The sequence below is a fragment of the Pseudomonas sp. S11P7 genome (assembly GCF_023195435.1).
GTDB lineage: Bacteria > Pseudomonadota > Gammaproteobacteria > Pseudomonadales > Pseudomonadaceae > Aquipseudomonas > Aquipseudomonas fluorescens_G.
Genome location: NZ_JALPKS020000002.1, coordinates 1,195,122 through 1,212,389, shown reverse-complemented (window position 1 = coordinate 1,212,389; position 17,268 = coordinate 1,195,122). Strand labels below are relative to the sequence as shown.

General features: G+C 58.0%; 14 protein-coding genes and 2 pseudogenes. 7 read left to right on the top strand and 9 right to left on the bottom strand.

The features are described 5' to 3' along the window. Positions 1-41 precede the first annotated feature (41 nt). From kdpB to kdpF, 3 genes are read right to left on the bottom strand one after another with little or no spacing between them, the layout of a single operon-like run. A complete protein-coding gene (gene kdpB, locus M0746_RS05615) occupies positions 42-2,099 on the bottom strand; it encodes a potassium-transporting ATPase subunit KdpB (RefSeq protein WP_258448452.1) in 2,058 nt (685 codons plus the stop codon). Between the two features lie 10 nt (positions 2,100-2,109). Further along, the gene (gene kdpA, locus M0746_RS05610) at positions 2,110-3,804 is read right to left on the bottom strand and encodes a potassium-transporting ATPase subunit KdpA (RefSeq protein ID WP_258448451.1); all 1,695 of its coding nucleotides are present in this window, start codon (positions 3,802-3,804) and stop codon (positions 2,110-2,112) included. Positions 3,805-3,812: 8 nt separating this feature from the next. Continuing rightward, a complete protein-coding gene (gene kdpF / locus M0746_RS05605; RefSeq protein WP_007899818.1) occupies positions 3,813-3,902 on the bottom strand; it encodes a K(+)-transporting ATPase subunit F in 90 nt (29 codons plus the stop codon). Between the two features lie 397 nt (positions 3,903-4,299). Here kdpF and eat point away from each other — a divergent pair, with 397 nt between their 5' ends. The 3 genes from eat (at position 4,300) to M0746_RS05590 (ending at position 6,652) form a co-directional block, all read left to right on the top strand. Then, complete coding sequence (gene eat, locus M0746_RS05600; protein ID WP_208940281.1) at positions 4,300-5,664, top strand: ethanolamine permease; 1,365 nt, start codon at positions 4,300-4,302, stop codon at positions 5,662-5,664. A gap of 129 nt (positions 5,665-5,793) precedes the next feature. Continuing rightward, on the top strand, positions 5,794-5,961 hold the full coding sequence (locus M0746_RS05595) for a DUF2897 family protein (protein WP_016770901.1): 168 nt from the start codon (positions 5,794-5,796) through the stop codon (positions 5,959-5,961). A gap of 136 nt (positions 5,962-6,097) precedes the next feature. Continuing rightward, the gene (locus M0746_RS05590) at positions 6,098-6,652 is read left to right on the top strand and encodes a TetR/AcrR family transcriptional regulator (RefSeq protein WP_208940280.1); all 555 of its coding nucleotides are present in this window, start codon (positions 6,098-6,100) and stop codon (positions 6,650-6,652) included. Here M0746_RS05590 and fabF read toward each other — a convergent pair. From fabF to M0746_RS05570, 4 genes and pseudogenes are all read right to left on the bottom strand, one after another. Further along, positions 6,649-7,923, bottom strand: coding sequence for a beta-ketoacyl-ACP synthase II (gene fabF, locus M0746_RS05585; RefSeq protein ID WP_258448450.1), 1,275 nt, complete (start codon positions 7,921-7,923; stop codon positions 6,649-6,651). The two genes, M0746_RS05590 and fabF, sit on opposite strands and share 4 nt — an antisense overlap. A 17-nt stretch (positions 7,924-7,940) precedes the next feature. Continuing rightward, a complete protein-coding gene (locus tag M0746_RS05580; RefSeq protein WP_258448449.1) occupies positions 7,941-8,738 on the bottom strand; it encodes an SDR family NAD(P)-dependent oxidoreductase in 798 nt (265 codons plus the stop codon). Positions 8,739-8,947: 209 nt separating this feature from the next. Beyond that, entirely contained in the window at positions 8,948-9,283 is a 336-nt protein-coding gene (locus M0746_RS05575; RefSeq protein WP_258448448.1) for a ComEA family DNA-binding protein, read from the bottom strand. Between the two features lie 110 nt (positions 9,284-9,393). Continuing rightward, positions 9,394-11,255 (bottom strand): annotated as a pseudogene (locus M0746_RS05570) (polysaccharide biosynthesis protein). Here M0746_RS05570 and M0746_RS05565 point away from each other — a divergent pair. Beyond that, on the top strand, positions 11,232-11,447 hold the full coding sequence (locus M0746_RS05565; RefSeq protein ID WP_258451537.1) for a hypothetical protein: 216 nt from the start codon (positions 11,232-11,234) through the stop codon (positions 11,445-11,447). The pseudogene M0746_RS05570 and the gene M0746_RS05565 overlap by 24 nt on opposite strands. Positions 11,448-11,489: 42 nt before the next feature. On the opposite strand, the gene M0746_RS05560 is transcribed toward M0746_RS05565, so the two are convergent. Together M0746_RS05560 and M0746_RS05555 are read right to left on the bottom strand one after the other, a co-directional pair. Beyond that, the gene (locus tag M0746_RS05560; protein WP_258448447.1) at positions 11,490-12,518 is read right to left on the bottom strand and encodes an MraY family glycosyltransferase; all 1,029 of its coding nucleotides are present in this window, start codon (positions 12,516-12,518) and stop codon (positions 11,490-11,492) included. Continuing rightward, positions 12,515-13,485: pseudogene (locus tag M0746_RS05555) on the bottom strand (UDP-glucose 4-epimerase family protein). Before M0746_RS05555 ends, M0746_RS05560 begins: the two are co-directional and overlap by 4 nt. Positions 13,486-13,917: 432 nt before the next feature. Between M0746_RS05555 and M0746_RS05550 the strand changes: the two are divergent. From M0746_RS05550 to M0746_RS05540, 3 genes are all read left to right on the top strand, one after another. After that, on the top strand, positions 13,918-14,928 hold the full coding sequence (locus tag M0746_RS05550) for a glycosyltransferase family 2 protein (RefSeq protein ID WP_446731290.1): 1,011 nt from the start codon (positions 13,918-13,920) through the stop codon (positions 14,926-14,928). A 176-nt stretch (positions 14,929-15,104) separates the two neighbouring features. After that, positions 15,105-15,938: an ABC transporter permease gene (locus M0746_RS05545; protein WP_446731289.1), complete on the top strand. Its 834-nt coding sequence runs from the start codon at positions 15,105-15,107 to the stop codon at positions 15,936-15,938. Beyond that, on the top strand, positions 15,928-17,268 hold the full coding sequence (locus M0746_RS05540) for an ABC transporter ATP-binding protein (protein WP_258448445.1): 1,341 nt from the start codon (positions 15,928-15,930) through the stop codon (positions 17,266-17,268). The genes M0746_RS05545 and M0746_RS05540 overlap by 11 nt, the downstream gene beginning before the upstream one ends.

Below are 17,268 nucleotides of genomic sequence, written 5' to 3'. Positions count from 1 at the left end.
TCCCTCCGGGAGAGGGCTAGGGTGAGGGGCTCTTTTCAGCCTCACACCAGATGCAGCGCCGTGAGCAGCATGTCGATCGCTTTGATCCCCACGAACGGCACCAGAATCCCGCCCACGCCATAGATCAGCAGATTGCGCCGCAGCAACGCCGCCGCACTTGCCGCCTGCACCCGTACGCCGCGCAGTGCCAGCGGAATCAGCACGACGATGATCAAGGCGTTGAAGACGATCGCCGAGAGAATCGCGCTCTGCGGACTGGTCAGCTGCATGATGTTCAGCACACCCAGTTGCGGATAGATCGCGGCGAACAGCGCCGGCAGGATGGCGAAGTATTTGGCCACGTCGTTGGCGATGGAAAAGGTCGTCAGCGCGCCACGGGTCACCAGCAATTCCTTGCCGATCTGCACCACGTCGAGCAGCTTGGTCGGGTCGCTGTCGAGGTCGACCATGTTCGCCGCTTCGCGCGCCGCTTGCGTGCCGTCATTCATCGCCATGCCAACGTCAGCCTGGGCCAGCGCTGGCGCGTCGTTGGCGCCGTCGCCGCACATCGCGACCAGGCGCCCGTCGTTCTGCTCGTGACGGATGCGCGCGAGTTTCTTCTCTGGTGTGGCTTCGGCGAGGACGTCATCGACGCCCGCTTCTGCCGCAATCGCCGCAGCGGTCAGCGGGTTGTCGCCAGTGACCATTACCGTGCGGATCCCCAGTTTGCGCAGTTCGGCAAAACGCTCGCGAATGCCCGGTTTGACCACGTCCTTGAGGTGAATCGCACCGAGCAGTTTGCCGTCAGCGCAGACCAGCAACGGCGTGCCGCCGCTCTGGGCGATCTTGTCGATTTCCCGTGCCAGCGCCGGGGCCAGATCGGCGCGTTGCAGGCCAAGGAAGGTCAGCAACGAATCCACCGCGCCCTTGCGATACACGCGGCCCTGATAGTCGACGCCAGACAAACGGGTTTCAGCGCTGAACGGCACCACCGTCAGGACTTCCGGCGCCGGCTCAGGCTGCGGATGCAGACCGCGAAGGTACTCGACGATGGATTTGCCTTCGGCGGTTTCGTCGCCGAGCGAAGCGAACAACGCGCCCTCGGCCAGATCGCGTGCCGACACACCCGGCGCGGCGTACACCGCGCTGCAACGGCGGTTACCGAAGGTGATGGTGCCGGTCTTGTCGAGCAGCAGCACATGCACATCGCCCGCCGCTTCCACCGCGCGACCGGATTTGGCGATCACGTTGAGGCGCACCAATCGATCCATCCCGGCAATGCCGATGGCCGACAGCAGGCCGCCGATGGTGGTCGGAATCAGCGTGACCAATAACGCCACCAGAAACACCAGCGGCAGGCTGCCGTTGGCGAAGTGAGCGAACGGTTGCAGGGTGACCACCACCAGCAGAAAGATCAGGGTCAGGCCGATCAGCAGGATATCCAGCGCGACTTCGTTCGGGGTCTTCTGACGCTTGGCGCCTTCGACCAGCGCGATCATCCGATCGAGGGTCGACTCCCCGGGGTTGGCAGTGATCTTCACCAGCAGCCAGTCGGACACCAGCCGCGTGTTGCCGGTAACCGCCGAGCGATCACCGCCAGATTCGCGAATCACCGGTGCCGATTCACCGGTGATCGCCGCCTCGTTGACCGCCGCGATGCCTTCGATGACTTCGCCGTCGCCGGGGATCATCTCCCCGGCCTCGACACGCACCACGTCACCGCTGCGCAGATTGGCTGCGGGCACCACCTGGAAGCTGCCATTGGCCTGTCGGCGCCGGGCGCTGAGGCCTTCGCTGCCGGCCTTGAGGCTGTCGGCGCGGGCCTTGCCACGCCCTTCAGCCAAGGCTTCGGCGAAGTTGGCGAACAGCACGGTGAACCACAGCCACAAGGCGATTTGTGCAGCAACCAAGGTCGGCACATTGGCATCGGGAATGAAGCACAGCACCGTGGTGAAAATCGCGGTCAGTTCGACCACCAGCATCACCGGCGAACGCTTCAGTTGCCGCGGGTCTAGCTTGACGAACGCTTGCAGCAGCGCCGGGCGCCATAGGGCCGAGATCGCGGTTTTCGCGTGTTCCGGCGCTTTGGCAGCGACGGGTTTTATTGCGGGCATATTCATCGTCAGCTCCTTAGAAGCCCAGGCTCAGATGTTCGGCAATCGGGCCCAGCGCCAGGGTCGGCAGAAAGGTCAGGCCGCCCACCAGCAAAATGGTCACGGTCAGCAGGGTCACGAACAGCGGGCCATGGGTCGGAAAGCTGTTCTGGCCAATCGGTGCGGTTTTCTTCATCGCCAGGCTGCCGGCCAGTGCCAGTACCGGGAGGATGTAACCGAAGCGCCCGATCAACATGCCCAGGCCGAGCATCAGGTTGTGGAATGGCGTGTTTGCGCTCAGGCCACCGAACGCCGAGCCGTTGTTGGCGCCCGCCGAGGTGTACGCATAGAGCAACTGACTGAAACCGTGCGGGCCGGGGTTGCTGATGGTCGCCGCCGGACCAGGCAAGGCCGCGGCAATCGCGCCGAGGACCAGCACGCTGACCGGCATCACCAACAGCGTGACCACCAGTAATTGCACTTCACGCGCCTGGAGTTTCTTGCCGAGGTATTCCGGGGTGCGCCCGATCATCAGACCGGCGAGGAACACCGCGATCAGTACGTTGAGCAACATGCCGTAGAGCCCGGCACCAACGCCGCCGAAGATCACTTCGCCGACCATCATGTTGACCAGCGCGACCATGCCGCTCAGCGGGTTGAGGCTGTCGTGCATGCCGTTGACCGAACCGTTCGACGCCGCCGTGGTGGTCACCGACCACAGCACCGTGGCGGTGGTGCCGAAACGCGCCTCTTTGCCTTCCAGCGGCGCGGTCTGTTCCACCGCGGCGTTGTTCAAGGTCGGGTTCGGCTGATATTCGGCCCACAGCGAAGTCGCACCGCCGATCAGGAACAGTGCCAGCATGCAGGCAATGATCGCGCGGCTCTGGCGCAGGTCCTTGACGTAATGGCCGAAGGTGAACACCAGCGCGGCCGGGATCAGAATGATCGAAGCGACTTCGAACAGGTTGCTCCAGGCGGTCGGGTTCTCGAACGGATGCGCCGAGTTGACGCCGAAGAAACCGCCACCGTTGGTGCCCAGTTGCTTGATCGCGATCTGACTGGCGGCCGGGCCGAGCGGGATCACTTGATCGACACCCTGCAGGGTCACCGCGTTGACGTACTGCGCAAACGTCTGCGGCACGCCCTGCCAGACCAGATACAGCGCCAGCAACAGGCACAGCGGCAGCAGGCCGTAGAGGGTGGCGCGGGTCATGTCGACCCAGAAATTGCCGAGGGTCTGCGCTGATTTGCGACCGATGCCACGGCACAGCGCGACCAGCACGGCGAGGCCGGTGGCCGCACTGACAAAATTCTGTACAGTGAGGCCGACCATTTGGCTCAGGTAGCTGAGGGTCGCCTCACCGCTGTAGGACTGCCAGTTGGTGTTGGTCATGAAACTGACCGCGGTGTTGAACGCTTGCGTCCACTCCTGGCCCGGCAGGTTCTGCGGGTTCAGCGGCAGGTGATCCTGGAACAGCAGAATCGCGAACAGCAGCAGAAACCCGGCGAGATTGAAGGCGAGCAGCGCCAGCGTATATTTCTGCCAGCTCTGCTCCGCCTGCGCATCGACCCCGGCAATGCGATAGCAACCGCGCTCGAGCGGACCGAGAATCGGCGTCAGCCAGGTGCGCTGGCCTTCCATTACCTTGTAGTAAAAGCGTCCCAGGAACGGCGCCGGCAGCAGCACCAGCGCAAAGAAGCCAAGGATCAGCCAATAGTCATAACTGTGCATAGCCGCTCCTAGTTCCGGTCCGCGCGCAACAGCGCAACCAACAGATAAATGAACAGCCCCACTGCCAGCAGCAGCGACACCCCGTCCAGAACGCTCATGGAAGATCTCCGTGTAACGGCGTATTGCCGCGTGTGGGGTGATTGTCGAGAAGGAGGCTGTAAAGGAACGAGAGCGAGGGCGCGCGCGGGGCATAAAGAAAGCGTAAAGAGTGGTTTTATGCCGGGTTTACGGGGAGATTTCTTGTGTTTGTACAGACCCCATCGCGAGCAGGCTCACTCCTACAGTTGGAATGCGATCCCCTGTAGGAGTGAGCCTGCTCGCGATAGCGGCATTACCGGCAACATCGCACCCAACTGGCGCACAATGCCGGCACATCCAGCGCCAATCATCCCCGCTGCGACAGCTTTGAACTCATTACGACTTGTTTCAGCGTAATGGCACGCCCACTGCACACGCCCTCCCCCGAAGCTTTCCAATCCTTCAGGGAGCAAGCGCATGAACACACAACTCAAACCCACGCTGGGCACGCTGCATTTGTGGGGCATCGCCGTTGGGCTGGTGATTTCCGGGGAGTATTTCGGCTGGAGTTACGGCTGGGGCGTCGCCGGCACACTGGGCTTTCTGGTCACCTCGTTCATGGTCGCAACCATGTACACCTGCTTCATCTTCAGCTTCACCGAACTGACCACCGCGATCCCCCACGCCGGCGGCCCGTTTGCCTATAGCCGCCGCGCCTTCGGTGAGAAAGGCGGATTGATCGCCGGGCTGGCGACGCTGATCGAATTCGTCTTCGCCCCGCCAGCGATTGCCTTGGCGATCGGCGCCTACCTGAACGTGCAATTTCCCGCGCTCGACCCGAAACACGCTGCCGTCGGCGCGTATATCGTGTTCATGGGCCTGAACATTCTTGGCGTGAAACTAGCCGCCACGTTCGAGCTGATCGTCTGTGTGCTGGCGGTGGCTGAGTTGCTGGTGTTCATGGGCGTGGTCGCGCCGGCGTTCAGCTTCAGCAACTTCGCGTTGAATGGCTGGGCCGGTTCCGACGTCTTTGGCGCACCGGCGATCGCCGGGATGTTCGCGGCGATTCCATTCGCTATCTGGTTCTTCCTCGCCATCGAAGGCGCGGCGATGGCCGCCGAAGAGGCCAAGGACCCGAAACGCACGATTCCCAAGGCGTACATCAGCGGCATTCTGACCCTGGTGTTGCTGGCGATGGGCGTGATGTTCTTCGCTGGCGGCGTCGGCGACTGGCGCACCCTGGCGAATATCAACGACCCGCTGCCGCAAGCGATGAAAACCGTGGTCGGCGACAACTCTGGCTGGCTGCACATGCTGGTGTGGATCGGCCTGTTCGGCCTGGTTGCCAGTTTTCACGGCATCATCCTTGGCTACTCACGACAGTTCTTCGCCCTTGCCCGCGCCGGGTATCTGCCCGCCTCGCTGGCTAAACTGTCGCGCTTTCAGACACCGCACCGCGCGATCATCGTCGGCGGCATCATTGGCATCGCGGCGATCTACAGCGATGGACTGATCAACCTCGGCGGCATGACGCTCACCGCCGCGATGATCACCATGGCCGTGTTCGGTGCGATCGTGATGTACATCATGAGCATGCTCAGCCTGTTCAAACTGCGTAAATCAGAACCGAATCTGGAACGCACCTTCCGCGCGCCGTGCTATCCGTTGGTGCCGATGATTGCACTGGTGCTGGCGGTGGTGTGCCTGGTGGCGATGGCGTGGTTCAACACGCTGATCGGGTTGATTTTCCTCGGTTTCATGGCGGTCGGGTTCTGCTACTTCTTGCTGACCGGACAGCTGCGCGCCGATGCGCCGGCGGATGCGATGTTGACCGGTCTGTGACACCGTTCGGGTGTGCCGGGCAGAAGCGGCCTAGAATGGAACCACTGCGAAGTCGTTTCGCTCAAAGGTGGTATGCAGCGTCGCGCGGCGAAATCCTCGTCCGTCGAGCTGCCCTTAAGGAGAGCCGTTATGCCCTGGTATGCCTGGTTGATTCTGGTCGTTGCGATCGGCTCGATTGTTGGCGGATTGATGATGTTGCGCGACACCGCCAACAAGGTCGAACTGACCGATGAAGAACGCAAGCGCGTCGCACAGCGCAATGCCGAAGCGGATGCCAAGGATGCACAAGACCGCTGAAACGAACCCCGCCTGACCGGCGGGGTTTGCATTTATATAGCCACCAGATCTGACCGCACGCTTTTAAGAAGTAGAAGTACAGTCACCATCTAATTTTCCTTGGTTAAGATGTGTGCATTGTTGCGGAGAGTTCTCGATGCGTTATTCGCAAGACCATAAAGCCCAGACCCACCAGCGCATCATCAAGGAAGCCTCGGCGCGCTTTCGCAAGGACGGCATCAGCGCCACCGGCCTGCAACCGCTGATGAAAGCGCTGGGGCTGACCCATGGCGGTTTCTATTCACATTTCAAATCCAAAGACGATCTGGTCGAGAAAGCCTTGCAGGAGGCCGGCAATCAGGTCGACGGCCTGTGCGCGGAAATCTTTGCCCAAGACAATGCGCTGGATCTGTTCATCGAGACTTACCTGTCCGAATGGCATCAGACCTCACCCGACGAAGGCTGCCCGCTGCTGACCATTTCCTCCGAACTGGGCCTGCGCGGACAGCCGAGCCCCACCAGTGATGAAGTGCTCAATGCACGGCTGACGCAGATCGAGAACAGCCTCGACGGCAAGAACAATGCCGACCGCGCCGTCGTGATCATGTCGACCCTGGTCGGCGCGCTGTTGCTGTCACGCAGTGTCGCGGACGCCGGGTTTGCGCAACGCATCCTCGACGTCACCCGCGACCATCTGAAGAACCGCAACTAAGCCTGCCAGCGCTTGAACAACACGCTGGCATTGACGCCGCCAAAGCCAAAACCATTGGACAGTGCATATTCGATCGGCGTAGACCGCGCCTGGCCATGGACGATGTCCACCCCGGCGCTCGCCGGGTCCGGGTTGTCGAAGTTGAGCGTCGGCGGCACCACCTGATCACGAATCGCCAACAGCGTGAAGATCGCTTCAAGCCCACCGGCCGCACCGAGCAAATGCCCCGTGGCGGATTTGGTCGAAGTCACAGCGATTTTGTTTTCGGCACCGAACACCGTTTTGATCGCGGCCAGTTCGCCAAGATCGCCCACCGGCGTTGAAGTCGCATGAGCATTCAGATGCTGGACCTGACCCGGCTCGATACCGGCCTGCGCCAACGCCTGTTGCATTGCACGCCGCGCACCGCTGCCGTCTTCCGGCCCGGCGGTCAGGTGATAGGCATCGGCACTGGTGCCGTAGCCGACCAGTTCGGCCAACGGTTGCGCACCGCGAGCCAAGGCATGCTCCAACGATTCGATCACCAGCAGACCGGCGCCCTCGCCCATCACGAAACCGTCACGCCCGCTGTCGAACGGCCGCGATGCACGCTCAGGGGTGTCGTTGTAGCCGCTGGATAGCGCCCGCGCTGCGGCGAAACCGGCAAGGCTGACACGGTCGATGCAAGCCTCGGCCCCACCACACACTGCGATATCCGCCTCACCGGAACGAATTAACCGCGCGGCATCGCCGATCGCCTGGACGCCGGCAGCGCATGCTGTGACTGGTGCGCCCAACGGGCCTTTTAAACGGTGCTGAATGGACACATGCCCAGCGGCGAGATTGACCAGAAAAGAAGGAATGGTAAAAGGCGACAAACGCCGAGGACCACGACTATCGGTGGTACGTACCGCATCGGCGATCGCACCGAAGCCACCGACGCCCGATCCGATGATCGTCGCGGTACGCTCCTGGCTTTCGCCGTCCGCTGGATGCCAGCCGGCCTGCTCCAATGCCTGCCGCGCCGCCTCCATGGCGAACAGAATGAAACGGTCCATCTTCTTCTGTTCCTTCGGCGGCGTAGCGCGATCCGGATCGAAACCGGCTTCAGCGTCCTCCTCGACAGTAGGCACACTACCGCCAACGCGGGTCGGCAGGTCAGCAACCACCGCATCGGGCAAATTACGCAACCCGGAACGCCCGGCGAGCAAACGCTGCCAGACGATTTCAACATCACTGCCCAAGGGTGAAACCAGGCCCATGCCCGTGACGACGACTCGACGCGAATCCATACTCTGCTTACCTCCGATCAAGATTTGTAGCGTTGCGCCGCAGCACTGCGCGACAGATTCGGCACCATCGCATGGCGCGCAGCAACGAATGCCTGCCACTCATCCGCGTCAGGCAGCGAAGGGATGGTGATCAACTCGCCCTGATCCAGCCCGGCCAGCGCCGCATCGACCATTTCATCCGCTTCCATGATCATCTCCGCCGGAATGCCACTGGCATCGGTACCCGAGCGCGCCCAGATCTCGGTGCGCGTGACGCCGGGCAATACAGCCTGAACCTGCACCCCGGTGCCGTCGAGCTCGGTATGCAGCGACTGCGTCAGACTTAGCACATAGGCCTTGCTCGCGCTGTAGGTGGCGTTGAACCGTTCAGGAAACAGCGCCACCACCGAAGCAATATTGATGATCGTGCCACGGCCAGCCTTGGCGAAACTGGCAGCGGCGGCCGATGCCAGACGAGTGACCGCAGTGATGTTCAACTGAATCAGTTGTTCCAGCTGATCCATATCCGCGTTGGCCAGCAAGCCGTTTGCCGCAACACCAGCGTTATTGACCAGCAGACTGATGCTTGAATCACTGCGCAGCCGCTGCTCGAGTTTGAGCACATCATCTTTTTGTGTCAGGTCCGCTTTCAGTACCTCGACCTGAACACCGTGCGCTACGCGCAAGCGGCTCGCGGCATTTTCCAGACGATCCTGGTCACGAGCTACCAGCAGCAGACCAAACCCACGCGCTGCCAGGCGCTCAGCGTAAATTGCTCCAATGCCGGACGATGCGCCGGTGACGAGCGCTGTGCCTTGGGATTTTGCCGAATTCATGAAAATGCTCCAGGAAGACAGAGTGAAATGGGTTGCTCAATCACGTCGGGTCGACCGATCGGCAAATTATTATAGGCATAATTTGAAAGCAATATGATAGCCGTAATTTAAAAATCACAATGGATCTGATTGCGCAGGCCATCGGAGTCATCCCTGCACCAATCAAAAAGGCCGGTCAATGACCGGCCTCTTGGCGTTGAACATTCAGCTTAGTTGACTTCCAGCTTGTCGCGATTGCGATCCAGAATCGCCTTACCAATCCCCTTCACTTCCAGCAACTCATCCACCGATGAAAACGGCCCGTTTACATCACGGTACGCAACAATAGCTTGCGCCTTGGCTTCACCGACACCCGCCAGCTCTTTCTGCAGTGTTGCCGCATCGGCGCCGTTTAGATCAACCTTCGCGCTCGGCACAGGCTTCGCCGCATCCATCACCAAAGGTGCTTTGGAAGACTCTACCGGCGTGACAGGCGCAGCAATCGTGGCAATCGAGGCGCTGGTCAGGAAGGCGAAAATCAAAGAGTAGAAAAAACCGGTACGCATAAGTGACGCTCCATCATCGTTTGAGAAAGCAGCTTTTCCGAAGCTGCCCTCCAAACGTAGGTCATGATGAGGCGATGTCAAAAATGCGAGCGTTACAGGATGTGAAACAATCAGGGCTCGAGACCGCGTTGCTGGTAGATCCAGTCGACGATCTCACCGTCGGGTGTGTAGCCGCTGACGGTTTCTCGCAAGAGCTGGCGGACACGTGCGTAATCATCGCGCTCAACTGCCATGAGCAGTTCGCTCAGCTTGCCCTTCAGAACGTCCCACGTCAGATGATCTTCACTGGCCGTCATGATCATCGGATGTTGAGTGGCGGCCACGTTATCGCCGATCAAGAGCTCTTCATAAAGCTTTTCGCCCGGCCGGAGTCCGGTGAATTCGATGGAAATATCACCTTGCGGATTGCGCTCCGAGCGAATGCTGAGGCCGGAAAGATGGATCATTTTCTCCGCCAGCTCGACGATCTTAACCGGCTCGCCCATGTCCAGCACAAATACGTCCCCGCCTTGCCCCATGGAACCGGCCTGGATAACCAATTGAGCGGCTTCAGGAATAGTCATGAAGTAGCGAGTTATTTTCGGATGAGTGACCGTCAACGGGCCGCCGGACTTGATCTGGCTATGAAACACCGGAATGACCGAACCCGACGACCCCAGAACATTGCCGAAACGCACCATGGTGAATCGGGTCTTGTTCACCCGAGACACATTGGCCTTATCTCCAAAAAGCACCGGAGCCACCTCACGGCTGAGGGCTTGCAGCGTCAGTTCGGCCAAGCGCTTGGTACTGCCCATTACATTGGTCGGACGTACGGCCTTGTCGGTCGAGATCAATACGAAATTCGATACCCCAGCCTGCAACGCCGCTTGAGCTGTATTAAGCGTGCCGATCACGTTGTTGAGCACACCTTCAGCGATATTATGCTCAACCATCGGTACATGCTTATAGGCTGCTGCATGATAAACGGTGTCGACTTTCCAGGATTTCATGACGTCGAGGAGTTTGTTTGGATGACGAACCGACCCCAGAATCGGCAATAACCTGACGGATGCTAACTTACGGTTACCACGCTGCTCCAACTCCGACAAAATGCTGTACAGGTTGAACTCACTGTGGTCGAACAAAATAAGGGTAATCGGGCCCAACGCAAATATTTGTCGACACAACTCCGAACCGATCGAGCCGCCGGCACCTGTGACCAATACTGTCTTGCCCTTGATGCACCTCTCAAGCAAGTCAGGCTGCGCGGGGACGGGATCTCGTCCCAGCAAATCCGCAATATCTACTTCCTGAATATCCTCAACCTTGACCCGGCCGCTGGCGAGATCGGTAAAGTTCGGAACGCTGCGGATATGAAGCGGAAAGCCCTCAAGTAAATTCAAGATTTCCCGGCGCCTTGCACGGGTAGACGATGGTAACGCAAGCAGAATTTCTTTCGCTCCAGTCACGTCGATCATCTGCTGAATATGTTTGGGCTTATAAACCTGCAAACCCGAAATGGAGCGATCAGAAATACCCGGATCATCATCGATGAATGCGACTGGGCGCATGACGCGCCCCATACGCAGCGCAGCCACCAGTTGATTACCGGCAACGCCCGCCCCGTAGATGGCAACCTTGGTCAAACCATCATCACGGTTGGTGAACGGCACATGCTGAACGGCAGTAAACCAGTCACCCATAAAATACTGACGCATCAACAGACGCAGTCCGCCGATGATCACCATGCTCAACCACCAGTAGTTGAAGATAATGGACCGCGGCACAACCGTTTCGTGGTTGCTATACCAGTAAACAATCAACGCAAGGATCAACGATGAAAGACTGACAGCCTTGATAATTGCCACCAATGCGTCATTGCCAAAATAACGCATGACGGCCCGGTACATACCGAACCGGATAAACAGGGGAATCGCCACAAGGGGGCGGAAGCGAACAACCACATATGAACCCGCAACGGGTTGTACATATCATCGATGCCCAGGCGCACGATAAAGGCCAGCCACAGCGCCAGCCAGACCAATACAATATCGGTGGCGACCTGAATCAACCTTTTGCGACGCCGGGGCAATCCCAGCAGATACGCTCGAACCTTATCCATCATCCCGTCCACTACCTCAGCACGTTCCTTTCAACTGAATTACTGCGCCGAATCCTGTGATGCAGACGACGTTGACAGCACATTAAACAGTAACACCGTTTTTCAAGCATGGGAGGTTCGACCTTCCAACTGTCCCGCCTTGTACTTGATTGCCAGGGCTACCAGCGGCGCATAAGCCACGACCAGAGCCAGCGTGCCGTCCCAGTTGTAGAGGACCGCTCCGATCGCAATTGGCAGTAGCCAAAGCAGGTTGATCAGGCCGACGGCAAGCGTGACAGGCAGATGGCGACCGTGCGAACGGGATGCAAACTGATAGGCATGGCTGCGATGCGCTTCGTAGACCTTGTCGCCGCGAAATAGGCGCCTGAACAGCGTGAACGTGGCATCAACAATGAACACGCCCAGCAGAATCAGCCACCCCCACAACAAGCCGGGTGAGACCCAGGCCGCTTGCAGGGACAGAAGCCCCAGCACGACGCCGAGAAAACCACTGCCTGCATCGCCCATGAAAATTTTTGCCGGCGGAAAATTCCAACACAAGAATCCCACGACACATGTAGCCAGAAGCACAACGGGCCATGCAAGGTACAGATTGCCACTAACCCCGTATAGAAGTGCCCCGCCGACGCACACGGTGATCGCTTCAAGGCTGGCAATACCGTCGATACCGTCCATGAAATTGTAGAGATTAAGCATCCACACCAGGTAAACCACAGCCAGAAGGTGCCCGATCCAACCTGCGTCGATGGCAAACCCAAGCAAAGTAAACGGCGCCAGCCCGCCCAGCCAATAAGCCCCCCACGCTGCTGCGAAGAAATGCGCAAGCAACCGCCACCGCGCTGCAATATGCCCATGATCATCGAGAAAGCCGATCACAGCCGTAATGCCGCCCGCTCCGAGGAAAGCGATCAACACAGCAGGAGAAATCAGCTCCCAACCGAACAGCGCCATCAGAGCAACGCTATAACTCAGGACGATTGCCACGCCTCCGCCACGCGGAGTCGGCACGGAGTGAGAACTGCGACCGTTTGGAACATCCAGCAGACTGCGCGCCAGCGCATAGCGTCGCAAACCGGCAGTGAGGGCAAATGAAACAACCGTCAACAGCGGAACAATCCAGTAAAAGTTCATGACTTGTGAGATTCCAGATAAGCCTGCACGGTAGCGCTCAGTCCTTGATCAAGACTCATGGGGGGACCCACTCCAAGAGCCGTTCATTCTTGCTTATATCAACCTGCAGGGAGCCGAAGAGTCGCTGAGCCAGTGCTTGCTTACCCACAAGTCTCGCGCCCAAACGCATAAGCGGCACCGGAAAAGGCATCAACCTTGCGGGTTTGTTAAGCGCCTGTCCGATTCTGCGCAGTAACTCGGATGTGGATACATCATTTCCATCACTGGCAAGGAACGTCTGATTGGCTGCTGCCGGATGGGAGCAACACGTCACGATCAGATCAACCAGGTTATCAATTCCCACGAGACTGCGTTTATTGTCGACCGCCCCCAATGGCAATGGCACTCCACGTTCCAGCCAGCGAATCATGCTGAGAAAGTTTGCTTTCACACCGGGACCGTACACCAGCACGGGCCTGACAATGACGACCTCCATCGGCGATGACGAAGAGAGTCGACGCAGTGCCTCTTCAGCCTCGCACTTGGAAATCCCATAGGGATCAATGGGGGCCGGAGGATCGTCTGCCGTAAAGGCGCGCCCCGGAACAGTGAGTTCGCCATTGACCTTGACCGAACTGATGTAGATAAACCGTCGCACACCCGCCTCTACGGCTTGCCTTGCCAAATTCAGCGTGCCATCTACATTGATCAGGCGAAACTCGGCCAAAGGGTCACCCGCCTGCTCGTCCATCACATGGACACGCGCAGCGGCGTGTACGACAACGTCGACACAGGTCAAGGCATCGTGCCAATCCGCTGTTGCTGTCAGGTCCGGGACATTGAACTTGAGCACCGACGCTGGCAACACCGCGCTCTCGCGCCTTACGGCCGTGCGCAAGGAGTATTCACCGCGTTCGGCCAATTGCCTTAACAAGGCGCCGCCCAGAAAGCCCGATCCACCTGTTACTAATAGGGTGCTAACGCTCATCTATCTCATTCTTCAAAAGCAAAATCGTTATGAACAAGACATCGGCCCTGTCCCTTGGCGCCTGAAACGCATTTTTGAAATGGCGATGCATCGTAATGGCCAAAAAGCCACGTCAAAATGCGCAATCGCACGGATTTGTTACACGGTTATCCAAAAATCCAGTGCGCATCACGGCGGGGCATCCTCTAAAGCCGGGCCGCCGCTCTCTACAGTGAAAACTGATGCACGAACATCTTACCTGATTGAGCTCAGTCCGCCGGTCCGTCTCCCCGCGCGCGGGCTGCTAAGCACTACTAGGGCAAAGGTATTTTCGCTACAATGCGCGTTTTGACTTTGGTCATTTAACATTAGTCGAAGGGCGCGTTTCGCAGTAATGCCCTTCGACAAGGACTTTTCTGACCATCGAGTCATTTATTCGCAACGGAGTGCTAGGTGCATAGCCCCTCAACAACAGATTCCAAAGTGGATACTCACCAAGCAAATCAACTCGGGCAGACAAACTCCTTCCACCGCTTATCGTCCAGACGTGTCGCGGTACTCATGTGCACGTTCAACGGCCAACGTTTTCTGTCCGAACAATTAGCGTCCATCGCCGCTCAGACCCACGAAAACTGGGAAGTTGTGATCTCCGACGATGGCTCCACTGATCAGACCCTGGACATTATCGCCAGATTTTCCGCAAGCCAGAACAGAGCAGACTGCGTTCGCGTTTTCAATGGCCCTAAACGTGGTTTCGCCACCAATTTTCTAACCCTGACCTGTAACGAGGCTATTCAGGCAGATTTTTATGCCTGGTCTGATCAGGACGATATCTGGCTGAACAGCAAACTCGAGACGGCCTTGAACTGGCTGCAAACGGTTCCTGCAAGCGTCCCCGCACTTTATTGCGGTCGAACCCGTGGTATGAACGCTCAAGGAAAACCCATGGAGTGTTCACCGCTTTTCTCCCGGCCGCCAACGTTTGCCAATGCGCTGGTACAAAGCCTGGCGGGCGGCAACACGATGGTGTTCAACCAGGCGGCACGTGATTTGATGCGCAGTGCAGGCGGCCATCTGGATATCATTTCCCACGACTGGTGGGCCTATCTCCTGGTAACGGGTGCAGGCGGCCAGGTTGCCTACGACGCACATCCTTTCGTCCTGTATCGTCAACATGACGGCAATCTGGTAGGGGCCAATTCCGGGTTGAAAGCTCGGCTATCACGGCTTTGCATGATGCTCAAAGGACGCTTTTCCAACTGGAATGAACAGAACGTCCGCTGCCTGACTTCGGCACGCCGGCTGCTGACTGTCGAGAACCAGCAAAAGCTCGACTGCTTTCGACTGGCGAGGAAAAGCCACCTGCCGGGCCGTCTCCGTGGGTTGCTGCGCGCCGGCGTTTACCGCCAGACATTGCCAGGCAACATCGGGCTTTTCCTCGCGGCCCTTGTGAAAGGCATTTGAACGATGACCGCCCATCAAACGTTTCGCAGCGGCGAATACTGTCTCTACGCACACGCAGAGTTCAGCCATGGCGCTGCGTCAAGCGGACATTTCCAGTCGCCAGTTTCAGACGAACTGACTAACGTCGCCCGCCCCCACTTTTCATTTACCGAACGGCCGCCATTGGAGCCTTTTTCTTGAACATGCATGATTCATTTCCAACGTCGCCTTTGAGAATGCTGATCAGCGCAATCAAAAACCGTCAGCTCATCATGCAACTGACTAAGCGGGAGATTTCCTCTCGTTATCGCGGCTCCGTCGGAGGCGTGGCATGGTCGTTCATCAATCCATTGCTATTGCTAGCCATTTACACGTTTGTTTTCTCGACCGTATTCAATGCGCGCTGGGGAGGCGTTGCAGGCACAGGATCAAAAGTCGACTTTGCATTGATTCTGTTTACCGGCCTGATCATTCATGCGTTTTGCGCAGAGTGCATTAACTCGGCACCGAAATTGATTACCAGTAACGTCAACTTCGTGAAGAAAGTCGTTTTCCCGATCGAGACCCTGGCCCCCACATCAGTGCTGAACGCCTTGTTCCATCTGTGTGTCAGCCTGTCAGTACTGCTGGCCGCACAACTGGTGTTCAATCATTCGATACCGCTTACCGCCCTGCTCTTCCCTTTCGTTCTGCTGCCTTTGATCCTGATGGTGATCGGTCTTTCCTGGATCCTGTCCGCACTCGGCGCGTACATTCGCGATATCGGCCAGGTCACGGGCATGGCAGCTACGGCGCTGCTGTTTCTTTCCCCGGTTTTCTACCCGATCAGCGCCTTGCCTGAAGAATACCGCAGCTGGCTGTATATCAACCCGCTCACTGCCATCATCGAAAACGGTCGCGCAACGATGCTTTTCGGTCAGGTTCCGGATCTGCACACACTCGGCACGAGCTATATCGTCGGCATCATCATTTGCTGCCTCGGCTTTGCATTCTTTCAAAAAACTCGCGCAGGCTTCGCTGATGTCCTCTAAAGATGTTGCCATTCACGTAAATGGCCTCTCCAAGCGTTTCAACATGTACGAGAAAGCACACGATCGCTTACTTCAGATGATCCTGCCGTCGAAGAAACTTCACCATGAGTTCTGGGCGCTCAAAGACATCAACTTTGAAGTGGCGCGCGGCGAATCCGTCGGCATCATCGGCAAGAACGGCTCGGGCAAATCCACCCTCTTGCAGATCATCTGCGGCACGCTGACGCCGACTTCAGGCACAGTCAATGTGGATGGGCGCATCGCAGCACTGCTTGAGCTGGGCTCGGGTTTCAATCCGGAGTTCAGCGGGCGCGAAAACGTTTACCTCAATTGTGCGATTCACGGTCTGAGTCGAAGCAAGACCGACGAACTAATGGATGACATCCTGTCGTTTGCGGACATCGGCGAGTTCGTCGACCAACCCGTAAAAACTTACTCCAGCGGTATGTTTGTAAGGCTCGCGTTCTCTGTTCAGGCCAACCTGAAACCAGAAATCCTGATCGTCGACGAAGCGTTGGCCGTTGGCGACGCGCTGTTTCAGAAACGTTGCTACGAACGAATCGAAAAGCTCACTAGCAATGGCACCACCCTGCTGTTCGTCTCCCACGATGAAGAATCGGTGCGGACCCTGACGCAGCGGGCGATTTTCCTGTCGAATGGGAAAATTGAAAGCATCGGGTCCTCGGCAGACGTCATCCTCGATTACCGCAGAAACCTGCACGAGCAGGAAAGTCTTTATCTGCAACAGTTGACGAAAAACCTTTCCGACAAAGCTGCGCAACATAAAAAGGACGACAACACGGCTGCCAAGAGCGAATCGAAAACTGCAGACCGGTTCTCCTTCGGCAATCAGGATGCCGAAGTTCTCGATGTGCGCGTGTTGAACGCAGAGGGTGAGGAAACCCAGGTCTTCTATGCCACACAGACTGCCGTCATTCGAGTGTCCTTCCGCTGTAACGTCGATCTTGAGCACCTGAATGTAAGCCTGCGTCTGCGCAACAAGGAAGGCGTCAAAATTTACTCTTGGGGCACGCTGAACCAGGACATGGCCATCGCCGCCAATCTGGCGACGGGCGAGACCTTCTGGAACAAGACATTCACTGCCGGCACCGAATCATCGGTCGATTTTCAGTTTGAGTGCAGTCTGGGTGCCAACCTTTACGAAATTCAGGCTGCCATATCCCAGGAAGGCAAGCCTTACTACGCCGAACAACGCATTCTGCACTGGCGAGACGAAGCGGCATTTTTTACGGTGGCCACCAAGCCCCGCGAGTACCATTTTGGCGGTGTCCTCGACCTCCGCATGAAAGCAACCGAAATCAAGGGCTGA

What these genes read in the sequence shown, in the direction of transcription:
- kdpB (WP_258448452.1), bottom strand. Translation starts at nt 2,099, where the DNA reads ATGAATATGCCCGCAATAAAACCCGTCGCTGCCAAAGCGCCGGAACAC.
- kdpA (WP_258448451.1), bottom strand. Translation starts at nt 3,804, where the DNA reads ATGCACAGTTATGACTATTGGCTGATCCTTGGCTTCTTTGCGCTGGTG.
- kdpF (WP_007899818.1), bottom strand. Translation starts at nt 3,902, where the DNA reads ATGAGCGTTCTGGACGGGGTGTCGCTGCTGCTGGCAGTGGGGCTGTTC.
- eat (WP_208940281.1), top strand. Translation starts at nt 4,300, where the DNA reads ATGAACACACAACTCAAACCCACGCTGGGCACGCTGCATTTGTGGGGC.
- M0746_RS05595 (WP_016770901.1), top strand. Translation starts at nt 5,794, where the DNA reads ATGCCCTGGTATGCCTGGTTGATTCTGGTCGTTGCGATCGGCTCGATT.
- M0746_RS05590 (WP_208940280.1), top strand. Translation starts at nt 6,098, where the DNA reads ATGCGTTATTCGCAAGACCATAAAGCCCAGACCCACCAGCGCATCATC.
- fabF (WP_258448450.1), bottom strand. Translation starts at nt 7,923, where the DNA reads ATGGATTCGCGTCGAGTCGTCGTCACGGGCATGGGCCTGGTTTCACCC.
- M0746_RS05580 (WP_258448449.1), bottom strand. Translation starts at nt 8,738, where the DNA reads ATGAATTCGGCAAAATCCCAAGGCACAGCGCTCGTCACCGGCGCATCG.
- M0746_RS05575 (WP_258448448.1), bottom strand. Translation starts at nt 9,283, where the DNA reads ATGCGTACCGGTTTTTTCTACTCTTTGATTTTCGCCTTCCTGACCAGC.
- M0746_RS05565 (WP_258451537.1), top strand. Translation starts at nt 11,232, where the DNA reads ATGAACCCGCAACGGGTTGTACATATCATCGATGCCCAGGCGCACGAT.
- M0746_RS05560 (WP_258448447.1), bottom strand. Translation starts at nt 12,518, where the DNA reads ATGAACTTTTACTGGATTGTTCCGCTGTTGACGGTTGTTTCATTTGCC.
- M0746_RS05540 (WP_258448445.1), top strand. Translation starts at nt 15,928, where the DNA reads ATGTCCTCTAAAGATGTTGCCATTCACGTAAATGGCCTCTCCAAGCGT.